Annotated in this window: 14 protein-coding genes; 11 read left to right on the top strand and 3 right to left on the bottom strand. The window is 54.4% G+C overall.

Features of this window, described 5'->3' with window-relative positions; genetic code table 11:
- The first annotated feature begins 227 nt into the window (after positions 1 to 227).
- From nikA (J4772_RS14290) to J4772_RS14240, 11 genes are all read left to right on the top strand, one after another.
- Complete coding sequence (nikA, locus tag J4772_RS14290) at positions 228 to 1,850, top strand: nickel ABC transporter substrate-binding protein (RefSeq protein WP_209075731.1); 1,623 nt, start codon at positions 228 to 230, stop codon at positions 1,848 to 1,850.
- A gap of 1 nt (position 1,851) precedes the next feature.
- A complete protein-coding gene (gene nikB, locus J4772_RS14285) occupies positions 1,852 to 2,796 on the top strand; it encodes a nickel ABC transporter permease (RefSeq protein ID WP_209075730.1) in 945 nt (314 codons plus the stop codon).
- Positions 2,793 to 3,638, top strand: coding sequence for a nickel transporter permease (nikC, locus tag J4772_RS14280; RefSeq protein WP_209075729.1), 846 nt, complete (start codon positions 2,793 to 2,795; stop codon positions 3,636 to 3,638). The genes nikB and nikC overlap by 4 nt, the downstream gene beginning before the upstream one ends.
- A gap of 21 nt (positions 3,639 to 3,659) precedes the next feature.
- The gene (locus J4772_RS14275; protein WP_209075728.1) at positions 3,660 to 4,550 is read left to right on the top strand and encodes an ABC transporter ATP-binding protein; all 891 of its coding nucleotides are present in this window, start codon (positions 3,660 to 3,662) and stop codon (positions 4,548 to 4,550) included.
- Positions 4,543 to 5,328 (top strand): ABC transporter ATP-binding protein, encoded by a 786-nt coding sequence (locus J4772_RS14270; RefSeq protein WP_209075727.1) that lies wholly within the window; start codon positions 4,543 to 4,545, stop codon positions 5,326 to 5,328. Before J4772_RS14275 ends, J4772_RS14270 begins: the two co-directional genes overlap by 8 nt.
- Before the next feature lie 165 nt (positions 5,329 to 5,493).
- Positions 5,494 to 7,044 carry a staphylopine-dependent metal ABC transporter substrate-binding lipoprotein gene (nikA, locus tag J4772_RS14265; RefSeq protein ID WP_371822900.1) on the top strand — a complete coding sequence of 517 codons (1,551 nt, stop codon included), beginning with the start codon at positions 5,494 to 5,496 and terminating at the stop codon, positions 7,042 to 7,044.
- 23 nt (positions 7,045 to 7,067) lie between these two features.
- Positions 7,068 to 8,000, top strand: coding sequence for a nickel/cobalt ABC transporter permease (opp1B, locus tag J4772_RS14260; protein WP_209075725.1), 933 nt, complete (start codon positions 7,068 to 7,070; stop codon positions 7,998 to 8,000).
- A complete protein-coding gene (opp1C, locus tag J4772_RS14255; protein ID WP_209075724.1) occupies positions 8,001 to 8,897 on the top strand; it encodes a staphylopine uptake ABC transporter permease subunit CntC in 897 nt (298 codons plus the stop codon). It begins immediately after the preceding gene.
- A 2-nt stretch (positions 8,898 to 8,899) separates the two neighbouring features.
- On the top strand, positions 8,900 to 9,748 hold the full coding sequence (locus J4772_RS14250; RefSeq protein ID WP_209075723.1) for a staphylopine uptake ABC transporter ATP-binding protein CntD: 849 nt from the start codon (positions 8,900 to 8,902) through the stop codon (positions 9,746 to 9,748).
- Positions 9,714 to 10,457 (top strand): ABC transporter ATP-binding protein, encoded by a 744-nt coding sequence (locus tag J4772_RS14245; protein ID WP_209077152.1) that lies wholly within the window; start codon positions 9,714 to 9,716, stop codon positions 10,455 to 10,457. Before J4772_RS14250 ends, J4772_RS14245 begins: the two co-directional genes overlap by 35 nt.
- Positions 10,458 to 10,484: 27 nt before the next feature.
- Complete coding sequence (locus tag J4772_RS14240; RefSeq protein WP_209075722.1) at positions 10,485 to 11,717, top strand: staphylopine family metallophore export MFS transporter CntE; 1,233 nt, start codon at positions 10,485 to 10,487, stop codon at positions 11,715 to 11,717.
- Positions 11,718 to 11,816: 99 nt separating this feature from the next.
- Here the strand turns inward: J4772_RS14240 and J4772_RS37015 are convergent, their stop codons facing one another.
- From J4772_RS37015 to J4772_RS14230, 3 genes are all read right to left on the bottom strand, one after another.
- A complete protein-coding gene (locus J4772_RS37015) occupies positions 11,817 to 12,059 on the bottom strand; it encodes a transposase (RefSeq protein WP_247741097.1) in 243 nt (80 codons plus the stop codon).
- Between the two features lie 39 nt (positions 12,060 to 12,098).
- Complete coding sequence (locus J4772_RS37010; RefSeq protein WP_247741096.1) at positions 12,099 to 12,386, bottom strand: hypothetical protein; 288 nt, start codon at positions 12,384 to 12,386, stop codon at positions 12,099 to 12,101.
- Positions 12,387 to 12,895: 509 nt separating this feature from the next.
- On the bottom strand, positions 12,896 to 13,492 hold the full coding sequence (locus tag J4772_RS14230) for a DUF4358 domain-containing protein (RefSeq protein WP_209075721.1): 597 nt from the start codon (positions 13,490 to 13,492) through the stop codon (positions 12,896 to 12,898).
- Positions 13,493 to 13,553: the final 61 nt, after the last annotated feature.

Below are 13,553 nucleotides of genomic sequence, written 5' to 3'. Positions count from 1 at the left end.
TACTTTCACTTTATGCCATCCCTGAGGGGTCTTGAAATAACCCGAACGTGTCATATAAGAGCGCAATTATGACGAATTCGTTACACTGCGTCGTGATAGAGGCGATAGGGAAAATTAGACACAAGTTAGACAAAATTAAAACTTCGTCTAGCTCTTAGGGGTCATAGAATTCAACGAAAGCAATGGTTAAAATTTGAAGGAAATTAAAAGAGAAAGGGAGTATCCGAATGGTGTCAAGTCTTCGAAAGAAAACCGCCACTGCATGGTTATTGTTGATTCTTTCCCTAGTTGCAGGAATAGCGGGGTGCTCGTCGAACGGAGAAGGCAAAGACTCGCCGGCCTCCAAATCTACGTCCGCTTCGGAAGCCGCACAAGTCCAAGAATCCGCGGATATCTCAGGGGAAGTCAAAGGGGTTACGATTATCCATAGCCTTCCCGTCGACACGTTGGATCCTCACATCGGTTGGACTGCGCTTAGAGGGGGAGTAACTGAGACTCTCGTACGCTTGGACGAGAATATGAAAATCGTACCGTGGCTGGCTGAGAAGTGGGAGGCCAAAGATGATCTGACTTGGGTGTTTACGCTGCGCAAGGGTATCCGCTTCCAGGACGGAACCCCGCTGGATGCGGCAGCCGCCAGAGCTTCGTTCGAGAGGGGAGTTGCTGACAGCCCGGCGCTGGCCGCCTCGCTGAAAATTGCGTCCATTGCGGCAGACGGGGAGCAATTGACATTCGTCACATCCGAGCCTCATCCTGCATTTCCGACCGAACTGGTCCATCCGACGGCTAGCGTTGTCAGCATTGCCGCAGAACAGGGGATGGGTAAAGAAGCCTTTAATCTGGCTCCCGTCGGTACGGGGCCGTACAAGGTTGCAAGGTTCGTCGCCGGAAAGGAGCTCGATCTTGTCCGCAATGAAGATTACTGGGACGGCAAAGCGAAGGTTGCAACCGTCAAGTTTCAATTCAACTCCGACGCCAGCGTGAGAACGCTTGCATTCCAGTCCAAGCAGGCGGATATCGTCTACCACCTGTCTCCGGAGACGCTAGATGCAATTGCTGGCGATCCTGAGCTGTCCGTTCAATCGGTTACGAGTCTTCGCACTCATTACTTTACGTACAATCCAGTCAGCGCCAACGTGACCGACATTCGAGTCAGACAGGCGCTAGACAAGCTGATCGATCGCGATGCGATCGTCTCGGACATCATGCTCGGTCATGCGCTGCCTGCTAGCGGTCCTTTCAGTCCCAAGCTGCTATTCGGCAGCGTAAACGAGGCGCAGAAGCTCGACCCGGAAGGTGCGCTAGCCTTGCTGGAAAGCGCAGGTTATACAAAAGGAGCGGATGGGAAACTGGCCAAGGACGGCAAGTCTCTAACGCTCAAGCTGATTGCCTTTATGGGCATCAATCCCGAGCTGCCGCTTATTCCCCTTCTCGTTCAATCCGAAGCTGCGAAGCTGGGAATTACGGTGGAGATCGTATCGGTCGAATATCCCGAAGAGTATATTAAAAGCAATGCAGAGTGGGATTTGTCAACCTCCAGCTATTTGACGGCACCTCGCGGCGACGGCGGCTCGTTCCTGAATTCGACTTATGTGCCGGGCGGAGCCTACAATCCTACCAATATTCGAATCGAAGGGCTGGAACCGATCCTCGAGGAACTGAACCGAACAGGTGATACCGTTAAACGAAACGAGCTCAGCCGAATGGCGGTGAAGACGATCAACGAAGCCTTGCCTCACTCCTACATTATACATCCTAACATTCTCGTCGGGTTGAGTCAGAAGGTGACGGGCTGGAATCCCGGAGCTGAAGAATTCTATATTGTGACGAACAAACTGGATGTGAGATAAAATGCTGAAGCAGTTCGCCTATCGATCGATACAACTGGCGACTGTGTTGTTTCTGCTCAGCCTGCTGACGTTTATCCTCATGAAGCTGGCGCCGGGGGATCCTGTGCTGGCGATTGCAAGGGCAAGCGACGGCTCGCTTTCCCAGACGGAGCAAGCGGAACTGCGCGAGTCCCTCGGATTGAAACGCCCTGTTTACGAGCAATACGGAAGCTGGCTGTCGCAAATAGTGCGTCTGGATTGGGGGAAATCGCTGATAAGCAATCGGAGCGTCTGGGATTTGCTCGCAGAGAGGCTTCCCGCAACCGTATCTCTTGCCGTCGGCGCGATGCTGGCGCTTGTCCTGATCTCGTTTCCTCTCGGCGTACTGGCGGCGAAATTCGAAGGGAGGCTGCCCGACGCATTCAGCCGTACAATCGCGCTGCTCGGCGCGTCGGTTCCCAGCTTCTGGCTAGCTTTGCTCCTGATCTACGCGTTTGCCTATCGGCTTAACTGGCTGCCTGCAATGGGGCATGGCAGCTTGCTTCATCTTATTCTCCCCTCGCTTACGCTTGGCTTCGTCATGGCTCCAGAATACATACGTCTGTTGAGGGCGGGACTTCTGGAAGCCTTTGCACAAGAGTACGTAAGAGCGGCAAGGTCACGGGGGTTGGCAGAATGGAGAATTACGTCTCGTCACGCATTGCGAGCCGCGCTCATTCCGATTGTAGCGGTGTCCGGTATCAGTCTAGGCGCGCTTATGGCAGGCTCCGTTGTGACTGAATCGCTGTTTGGCTGGCCCGGGTTGGGAGGGATGGCTATCGAGGCGATCCGTCTTCGCGATTACCCTGTCGTTCAGGGCTATGTGCTCTTCTGCGGCGTCTTTTTCCTCGTTGCCAACTGGCTGTCGGATATCGGCGTAGCGGCTCTTGACCCAAGAACCCGGCTGATAAGGAGACGTGACGAATGAGGAAAGAGTTCTTTCCGAGAAGCAGAAGCATCAATCCGATGATCGCAGCGGGAATGACATTGATTGGCCTCTTTTTGCTGCTGGTATGCTTCGGATCTTGGCTGGCTCCGAATGATCCACTGCTGATCCAGATGTCCGATCGCTTGCAGCCCCCGAGCCTGCAATATCCGCTCGGGACGGATCATCTCGGTCGCTGCCTGCTGTCTAGATTGATGGCCGGCACGCCCATTACGCTGGGGCTGTCGGCGGCCGTTATCGTCGCGGTCGCGGCGATCGGCGTGCCGGTCGGTCTTGCCTCCGGCTATTGGGGAGGCCGACTGGACACCGTTCTGATGAGGGTGACGGATGGAATCGGGGCGCTGCCCGAAATGCTAATCGCGGTCGCGGTCGCAGGATTTGTCGGACCAGGTCTGGCTAACGTGCTGCTGGCTATTGCCTGCGTGAAATGGATCGGCTACGCGCGTCTTGTGAGGAGCGTCGTTCAGGCAGAGCGGAGTAAGGAATACGTGCAGTCATCAATCGTCGCCGGAAGCTCCGGTTGGACCGTTATTCGCCGCCACTTGCTGCGGCAGATCGCTTCTCCGCTGGCGATTATGGCGGCGGCGGACGTCGGCAGAACGATTCTGCTCATCTCGGCGTTGTCCTATCTGGGACTTGGCGTCCAGCCTCCTTCGCCGGAATGGGGGGCAATGCTGAACGATGGACGCTCGTTTTTTCAAGCAAAGCCTCTATTGATGCTGTATCCCGGGCTCAGCATTCTACTCGTGGTTCTGGCTTGCAACCTGCTGAGCGATGGCGTTCGCGACGCGCTTGACGTACGAGGGAAGCGCATGCGCGAATAAGCCGAGAAAAGGAGGCACAGGATGCCGAAGGAGACAAAAAGCGGCGAGTCGGAGCAATTCCGACCCGAATCCCTGTCGTTCAAGGATACGCGACAACGTACGGTTCTCGAAGTAGAGGGGCTGTGTTTAGAGCTAGATCATCGTCGGACGAAACGAACGCTCGTTAACGAAGTCGCTTTCGACATTGCTAGAGGGGAAATGCTCGCGCTTATCGGAGAAAGCGGCAGCGGCAAAAGTCTGACCGCGGCCGCGATCGGCGGCTTGCTCCCGAGAACGATTCGAGCCAGCGGCGGCATTCGTTTCGAGGGCTTCAGCTTGCACGAACTGAAACGAAAGGAACGCAGATGCCTTCTCGGCAAGGACATTGGCTGGATCTTTCAAGATTATCAGGGCAGCTTTACACCCTACCTGAAAATCGGATCCCAGCTCAAAGAGGCTCTTCTGACCCACAGACGGATGACGACCAACGAAGCAAAGGCATATATTCACGATTGGCTGGATAAAGTCGGCCTGCCCGCTGAAAGAGCATATGCCAGTTATCCGTTTCAGCTTAGCGGGGGACAACGGCAGCGCGCGGCAATCGCGGCCGCGCTGATGACTGGCCCCTCGTTGCTGATCGCCGACGAGCCTACGGCCGCGTTAGATGTACTTACCGGGGCGCGGATTATGGATTTGTTGGCCAGAATGCAAGAGCAGACCGGCTGCGCAGTGCTAATGATCACTCATGATCTTCGTCTTGTACGCCGGAGGGCGGAACGCATTGCCGTTATGCGTCAAGGCCGAATTGTGGAGAGGGGGAATGCTCCCTCAATATGGCGACGGCCCGCGCATCCCTACACCAAAGAGCTTCTTTTGGCTGTCCCAACCCTCAGCGAGTCGATCGAATCCAAAGGGGGAGCTACGCATGCCTGAAATATTGCGCGTGGAAGGGCTGTTCAAAAGCTACCGGAGCGGAATGGATAAGGTGGCCGCAATCGATGGAGTTTCCTTCTCGATGGAAATGAGGGAAAGTATCGGACTTGTCGGGGAAAGCGGCAGCGGAAAAAGCACGTTAGTCCGTCTGCTTCTCGCGCTTGAGCGGCCGGACGCAGGGGAAGTGTGGTTCGACGGGCAATCCCTGCTTCGTGCCAGCCCTGGCGATCTGCGACGTCTGCGCAAGCATATCCAGGTCGTCTTCCAGGATGCGACGGCGGCCTTGAACGATCGCTTGCCGATCTGGCGTTCCGTCGTTGAGCCGTTAGACAATTACGCAAAGGCCGTGGCGTTCTATGCAACGAGGAGAATATCGCACAGGAGAGAACTGGCGGAGCGACTGCTGGTGCGCGTCGGATTATCGTCCGAGCATATGGATCGCTATCCTCATGAACTGAGCGGCGGACAAAGGCAGCGCGTCGGCATCGCGCGGGGGATCGGCCTGAATCCAAAGCTTCTCGTATGCGACGAGCCGACCTCGAGTCTCGACGTAACGGCCCAAGCCCGGATTATAGAGCTGCTGCAGAGGCTCCAACGTGAAAGCGATATGTCCATCTTGTTCATATCTCACGATATCGCATTGGTGGCAAAGTTGTGCGACAGGCTGCTCGTCATGCAGGAAGGACGCATCGTCGATGATTTCGCGAAAGGGCATCTATGGGATTCCAAGCGTCATCCCTATACGCAGCTGCTGCTTGCAGGTGCGGCGGAAGACTAGCATTTCGTCGCCGCATTGTGAAAGAATGATTGACTTCCTTAATCGTAATAGTTACTATTTATAATGACGTCAATTAATAGTAATAATTACGAATAAGGAGTGGGAAGTTTGTTGTTACTTAAAAAGTTGAAAGGATTTATCGCATTACTCACCTTGACTCTGGTACTGGGCTGCCACGCTGATAACGCCGCTTCCGGGGACGGTAAGGGCGAAGCTCCCGAACTTGTCTATGCCACAGCAAAGGACATCAACGATATGAATCCCCATTTATACCCAGGCTCCATGCCCGCGCAGGGTATCGTATATGAATCGCTGGTCGAAAACACATCGGAGGGCATCAAGCCCCTTCTGGCCGAATCGTGGGAAATTACCGAGGACGGAAAAGTGTATACGTTTAAGCTTCGTCAAGGCGTCGTCTTCCATGACGGCGCGCCGTTTAATGCCAAAGCGGTCAAGCTGAACATGGAGGCGGTGCAAAGAAATGCCGGAAAGCACGCTTGGATTAAGCTGTCGACAAAGATGAAGGAGATCGCCGTAATCGACGAGTATACGGTTCGTCTGACCTTGACGGAGACGTATTATCCGACGCTGTTGGAGCTGTCGATGACCCGTCCGTACGTGTTCCTATCGCCGAACGATTTTGTGAACGGCGAGACAAAAGACGGCGTTGCCGGCTACCACGGAACAGGACCCTACAAGCTGGCGGAGCATGTGACGGAACAGTTCGCCCGGTTCGAGGCCAATGAGCAGTATTGGGGCGGGGCGCCCAAGATCGGTAAAATAACGGCCAAGGTGCTGCCTTCCGGCGAAACGACGCTGTTGGCGTTGCAGAAGGGAGAGGTGAACTTCGCGTTCACCGACGACCGGGGCGCGGACAGCGTCGATGTAGATGCGATGGAGCGGCTTGTCCAGACCGGAGATTATCAGATCGTGCGCAGCGAACCGATGAATACGAAAATGATCGTTGCCAACACCAGCCGCATGGACAGTCCGGTGGGAGAGAAAGCGGTAAGAGAGGCGATCTGGCATGCGGTCGATCGCGATGCGATCTCCAAGAGCATTTTCAACGGCACCGAAACGCCTGCCGAAACGTTGTTCTCCGCCAATGTGAATTATGCGGACGTCCCGCTGCAAATTCGCGCCTACGATCCGGAGAAGGCCAAAGCGCTGCTGGAGCAGGCAGGCTGGAAGGCTGATGCGGAGGGGGCGCCGCGGGCAAAAGAGGGAAAGCCGCTGGAGCTCAAGCTATACTACGACGCGAATTCTCCTTCGCAGAAGACTCAGGCGGAGTGGCTTCAGGCTGAGACACTCAAGCTGGGCATGAAGCTGGAACTGGTCGGAGAAGAATCGAATTCTATCGCCAGCCGCAGAGCTTCTGGCGATTACGATTTACTATTTAATCAAACGTGGGGACTGGCTTACGATCCGCAAAGCACGATTTCCGCATTCGCGTCCGAAGCCTCCTATCTCCATTCGACGAGCGGCATTCCGCAAGCGGAAGAGCTATATCGCAAAATTGACGAGGTAATGGTGTCGATTGATGAAGAGGCCCGTAAGGCGCTATATGCGGATATTCTGACCCTCGTTCACAGCGAGGCGGTCTTTATCCCGCTTACCAACGGCAAGGTGACGGTGGTGGCTTCGAAGAATCTGAAGGGAATTACGTTTAAGCAGACCCAGTATGAGCTCCCGTTCGAGAAGCTGTTCTTTGATTAAGCGGACTGCGAGGAATCAAATAAATGGGCATATATATTTTCAAGCGCTTGTTGTTGGCCGTTCCGCTACTGGTCGTCGTTTCCTTCTTGACTTTCGCGCTGAATCAGCTGTCTCCGTTGGATCCGGCGGAAGTTGTGCTGCGCGCTCAGGGCGTACCGACGGTCACCGCAGAGCTGATCGAGAAGACTAGGACAGAGCTGGGACTGGATCGCCCGCTGCTTGTTCGGTATGCCGAATGGCTCGCCTCGTGTCTTCGGCTGGATTTCGGAGTCTCCTATGTGACGGCTAAGCCGGTCTGGAGCTTGCTCGGCCCGGCACTCCTGAATACACTCAAGCTGACGCTCGCGTCCAGCGTTCTCATCGTCCTGACCTCCGTCGCTCTGGGCGTTGCCAGTGCGCTGCGTGCGGGCAGGGCGCTGGATCTGTCGATTCGGGGCGCCTCGTTCCTGCTGACCTCAATGCCCGCTTTCTGGCTGGCTGCGCTCATGATCTGGTACTTCTCGGTCAAGCTCGACTGGTTTCCGACAAACGGTATGGAGGGGTTGTCCAGCTATGTTCTACCGGTCGCCGTTATTACGGTCGGATACGCCGGCACGTATTTTCGGATGATCCGCAACTCTATGCTCGGCAACATGCACGAGGATTACGTGTTGTACGCCAGAGCCTGCGGCTGGACGGAGTGGCGCATTACGCGGCGGGTTCTGCGCAATTCTTTGCAGGTCGCCGTCACCGTCTTCGGCCTTGCCGTCCCCACCTTGCTGGGTAGCACGGTGGTCATCGAGAACGTCTTTGCATGGCCGGGACTTGGCACGTTGACAGTCAAATCGATTCTTGGACGCGACTTTCCGATGATCCAAGCTTATGTCCTTGTCCTAGCCGCTGCGTTTGTCGTGTGTAACACCTTATCCGACGTAGTGAGCGCGGCGGTCGATCCCAAACTAAGGAAGGCGTTGTAAATGAAGCTGTTCAAGCAACTGATGGCGGATCGGATCGGTTTTACATCGCTAAGCTTCATCACGGTCGTACTGGCCGTCGGAGCATGCGCGCCCTGGGCGGCTCCGCATGACCCCAACGAGGTCGAGCTGAAATTAAAGTTCGCCGGCGCTTCCTGGACCTACTGGCTAGGCAACGATCATTTGGGTCGCTGCGTGTTGTCCAGGCTGATCTATGGGATTCGACCAAGTGTGCTTTGGGTGCTGGGAGCGCTGCTAGTCTGCGTTTTTCTCGGAGCTGTGCTGGGCTTTATTGCAGGCTACTTTCGGGGGAAAATCGACAGCGCGATTATGCGAATCTGCGATGTCATGCTTTCTTTTCCCGGATATGTGATGACGCTTGCGATCGTAGGCGTACTGGGCACCGGACTGGACAATATTCTGATCGCTTTTATTGCCATGAAGTGGGCTTGGTTCGCTCGGGTAATTCGGGCGGCGGTTCTGCAATATTCGGACGCCGATTACGTCAGGTTTGCCAAGACGCTTGGTGCCGGACACCTTCGCGTCATGGCGAAGCATGTCGTTCCCGTATCGCTGCCGGAGATTGCGGTCATTGCCAGCAGCGCTTTCGGATCGATGATGCTGCAGGTATCCGGGCTGTCATTTCTAGGTCTGGGCATTCAGGCGCCGTATGCAGAATGGGGAATGATGCTGAACGAAGCGAGGTCGGTCATGTTCGTGAAGCCGGAGCTGATGATGGCGCCGGGACTGGCGATCATGCTGATCGTTGCCGCCGTTAATTTCTTGACGGATTCGCTTCAGACGGCTCTGGACCCCAAGCTGCTGACCGCCGGTCGGGGGGCGAGGTCGCGAAGGGGTTCCCTGCCGGGGCTTAAGCTGCAAGGGAGGGAGACCGCTTGACGATGAAGGATTCGATTTTGGAAGTTGAGCAGTTGAAGGTTTGGGAGACGACAACGGGCAGAGCGTTGGTCGCCGGCAGCTCCTTCCGGGTCCGGCGCGGCGAATGCCTGGCCATCGTCGGAGAGAGCGGCAGCGGGAAATCTCTCACTTGCCGGGCACTGATGCGGCTGCTCCAGCCGGGAATTGCGCAATCCGGCAGCATTGTGCTTAACGGAAGCGAGCTATCCTCATTGACGGAAAAAGAAATGCGCCGAACAAGAGGGAAGCGGATATGTCTAATTATGCAGAACGGCATGCGCGCTTTCGATCCGAGCCGTCCCGTCGGCGCTCATCTGCAGGAGACGCTCAGGCTGCATCAGTCCTGGAGCCGCGAGCAGTCGGAAGACAGGCTAAGGCAAGCGTTTGAGAGCGTCGGCCTTGCGCAGCCCGTCTCAATCTGGAAGAGGTATCCGCACGAGCTGTCCGGCGGTATGCTGCAAAGAGTCATGATCGCGCTGGCGATTGTCATGAAGCCTGATTTGCTCATTGCGGACGAGCCGACGACGGCGCTCGATGCGTCCACCCAGTATGAGGTCGTAGAGCAATTTGCTCGGCTGAGAGATCGGATGGGCGTCTCGATGCTGTTCGTCTCGCACGATTTGTCCGTAATTAAACGCTTGGCCGACGAGGTTCTGGTCATGAGACAGGGGGAAATTGTAGAGCGCGGTCGCGCTAATGCGCTTTTTGCCGCGCCGCAGCATCCGTATACGCGTTATCTCGTCGCCGCCAAAGCGGAGCTGAAACGGAGCTTTAATCGGCTGATGGGAGGTGGGGACGATACTGAAGGCTTGCGGCGTGAACAAGTTCTATAGTTCAGGCGGATGGTTTGGGGGAGAGAGACGTCAAGTGCTTTCCAACATCGAGATGGAATGGGAGAAGGGTGAAAGCCTTGGCGTCATCGGTGAAAGCGGAAGCGGAAAATCGACGCTTGGCCGATTGCTGCTTGGTATCGAGCCGCCCGATAGCGGAACCGTTACATTCGACGGACTGCCTGTGTCGGGTCGTCGTAGGAGGAAGGGAGGTCTGAGTGCAGTGTTTCAGGACTACACTTCCTCGATCAATCCGTTTTACACCGTAGAGAAGGCGCTGCTGGAGCCATTGGAGCTGCTGAACGAGCCGCCTGCGACGCGTGGGACAAAAATCCGGTTTTTGCTGCGGCAGGTTGGACTGGACGAGTCTTTTTTGCCCAAGTATCCGCATGAGCTGTCGGGGGGACAAGCCCAACGGGTGTGTCTCGCGAGGGCGATCTCGACGGAGCCCGCCTGCATTCTCCTCGATGAGGCCATCAGCTCTCTAGACGGTTCGGTACAAATGCAGATTCTGGAACTGCTAAGCAGGTTGAGAAGAGAAAGCGGCACAGGCTACATTTTCATCACCCATGACATTCAGGCCGCAGCGTATTTGTGCGACCGTCTGCTGATCGTTCTCAACGGCCAGATTATAGAAACTATCGCCACTCAACAGCTTCGGGAGGTTCAAACCTCTTACGCCAGAGAATTGCTTGCAAAAACATGGCTTTAATTTCGCCGTCCAGGAAGGAGCGAGAACGTGGGGGCACTGTCTTGGCCGTTTTTGCGTCTATATCTGCTCACGTTGCTATACTTCAGTGCCAATTCGATTCTGAACGTGATCATACCGCTAGAAGGAAAGACGCTCGGCGCCGATAATTCGACAATCGGCATCATCATGGGCGCATACCTGTTCACGACGATGCTTCTCCGTCCGTGGGCAGGAGGTTGGATACAGCGCTTCGGTCCGATCAAAGTCTTGCGCATACTGCTCGTCGTTAATGGCTGTGCGCTTATTCTTTATACGATGACCGGAATTGAGGGATATCTGGTTGCGCGGATGATGCAGGGAGCCTGTACCGCCTTTTTCTCCATGGCGCTACAGCTTGGCATTATCGACGCCTTGCCTGACAAAGACCGCTCCCAAGGCATTTCGATGTATTCTTTGTGTGCCTACTTGCCCGGCATCTTCGGTCCGCTGGTTGCAGTTGGCATCTGGCAAACGGGAGAGTGGCATCATTTTACGATCGCGATGGTCGTCCTGGCGATATTGACCGGAATAGTTGGCTATACGGCGAGAATAGATCGAAAGCCCGGTGGAGAGAAAACGTCCACAGAAGCGGAAGGTGCGGGCATCGGCATGAGGGGGTCGCTTGGACAGTTTGTGCGCAATCCGCATCTATTCAAGTCAGGACTGCTGATGCTAAGCGCTTCGCTCATCTTCGGTGCAATGTCTACGTTTGTCCCGCTGTATACAGCGCAAATTCCGGCTGCAAGCACCGCCGTGTTTTTGACAATCCAAGCCTTTGTCGTCGTAGGCACTCGATTCGGTTTACGCAAGCTCATTCCGTCCGACGGCAAGTGGCCGACCCGGATTACGGCAGGGGCGATGGCGCTGCTGGCAGTCGCCTGTCTGTGTGTCAGCATGGCGACAGCCTTACCGGCGGCCGTTTTCTATACGGGAGCCCTGCTGACGGGAATCGCCCAAGCGCTGCTGTATCCAGCTTTGATGACCTATCTTAGCTTTGTGCTGCCTGAGGGCAGCCGCAACATATTGATCGGTCTGTTTGTCGCAACCGCCGATCTAGGTGTATCGATGGGAAGCGTATTGATGGGACCAATCGCCGATTGGATGTCCTATTCGACTATGTACAGCATCTGCGCCGCTCTAGCCATGGCGATGACCGTGGTAGCCTTGGAGCGACGCTCTTTGTCCTCCGATTCGAAGCGTCAAGTTGGCTCGACGGATGGAATGAAAGGAACTTCGCTCTGAGAAGAAAGAGGGATCCCAAAAGTAACCTTTTTGTACACCTTCTGCAACAAAATAGGATGGTATTTGAAGAAGCCAAGAAGCTAAGCGGTTTGTTTGCGTTTAGCTCCTTGGCTTTTTTGCGTCTATATTGGCTTTCTTGAGCAAGTTGTGGGCAAGGAAAAGCCACCCGACCTCCAGGCTTACTTTAGGCAAGCCTCGGAGCAGAAATCTCTTAAACCCTCGGTTGTTCTTCAACGCACCAAACACAGGCTCCGGCTCAATCATGCGTCTTACGGCCGGCGCATAGCCTTCTTCGCTTCGAAGTCTTTGTCGGGCTTGGTTCTTTAGCCGCAAATACTTCATGCTCATTTTAATCTCACGATCACCTTTGGCTTTCGTACACTATGGTTTCAGTAGACAGTTTTCACAACCGGCACTTCGGGAATGGCGATATTCAATTTCATATCCACTTTCCGTTTTCTCCTTGCTCATGCGTCGGAAATGAAGCGTTTGTCCCGCCGCACACGTCCACGTATCTTGTTCACGGTTATAGGTCCAGTTGTCGATCTTGCCGATGTCCTTTTGCCAGGCCCTGCTTTTTTCTCGATGGTACGTGCTGTATTTGACGATGGCTTCGACTTCGTTCTGCTCTAGATAGTTGTAATTCTCTTCGCCACCATAACCCCGCATCTTTCCCCTGAAGCTTGGCTTTATGCTTTAATTTTGGTAAGCATCTTCGGGTGAGAGCTGTTTCGTCCGCCTCCTTGATAAGCCGCTTCGAATACGGTGTCGTCTAGTCGATTAACGGCGGCGTTTACCACGCGAACGAGGTGGTTAGCGGGGATGTCTTCCTCCAAATCCATTGGTAAGCAGAGTTGATCCATGGTATATTGAATGGTACAAATTTCCTGATGCGGATTTTGACAAGTTGACGATGAGGAAAAAGGGGCATGTGTCTCTTGGAGGAGCGGAGCGTTTGCCTTTGTGTGCGTGAAATCTCCTTGCAGCGAGTTTACCCATTCAGATTCTCACGACCACAACAGCAACCGTAAAGAGACACATGCCCCTCAAAATATTAATCGACAAGCAGTAAATAGAGGGTGTCCCCAGTCAATGACTTATGGGACACCCTTTTTCTTTAGCGGGATTTTGTCAACTGGTTTTCCCCCTTCCGGGAAATATGCTATCATTTAGTAGACTCAGACAACTGCATTCTTAAAGGCTTTCACCAGATCGTCGGCGCTCTCTGAGATGAGGAACAGAACGTAGTCGCCTTCAACGGCGATTTTATAATTTTGCGCATTCTTGTACGGTTCGGGCAAGTATTGCTCAAACATCTTCTGAACGTCCTTTGCGCGCTGCTCCATGCTCTTCTTGATCGCGTCGATGTTTTTGGCGTCCTTGACTTTAACAACTGCAATCTCGTTGGAGATAAGGTTGATAGCCGGAGTTTTAATCGTAAACTCCTCGATCAGCTCGCGGTCGATATCATAGTAATCCTTGAGCGTTTCCTCCGTCAGATCGAACAAGCTCGGTTGCTCAATCTTTTTCAGCATTTGATTGACAATTTTGTCTGTAGACGACTCTTCCGTCTTTTCATCCGGCTTTTCGGTTTGCTCCGGCTCTTCAGTTTGACCCGGTTCGGAGGAGGGGCTTGGATTGGAGCTTTCGCTGGCAGTCGGCGTGCTAGTCGGACTTGGAGATTCAACGTTATTATTGGATTTGCCCGAGCAAGCCGTCAAGAGCATGCCAAGCAACGCGGTAACGAGAAGAAACGATGCAGCGGTTTTTTTCATGGGATTTCTCTCCTTGTTCTGTCATTTCTAAGAAGTAATCTTCTTGACATGTTATACGGAC

The organism is Cohnella sp. LGH, assembly GCF_017671885.1.
In the GTDB taxonomy this organism is placed as follows: Bacteria; Bacillota; Bacilli; order Paenibacillales; family Paenibacillaceae; genus Cohnella; species Cohnella phaseoli.
The sequence above is the reverse complement of the archived record's forward strand: the minus strand, read 5'-3'. Positions and strand labels throughout refer to the sequence as shown.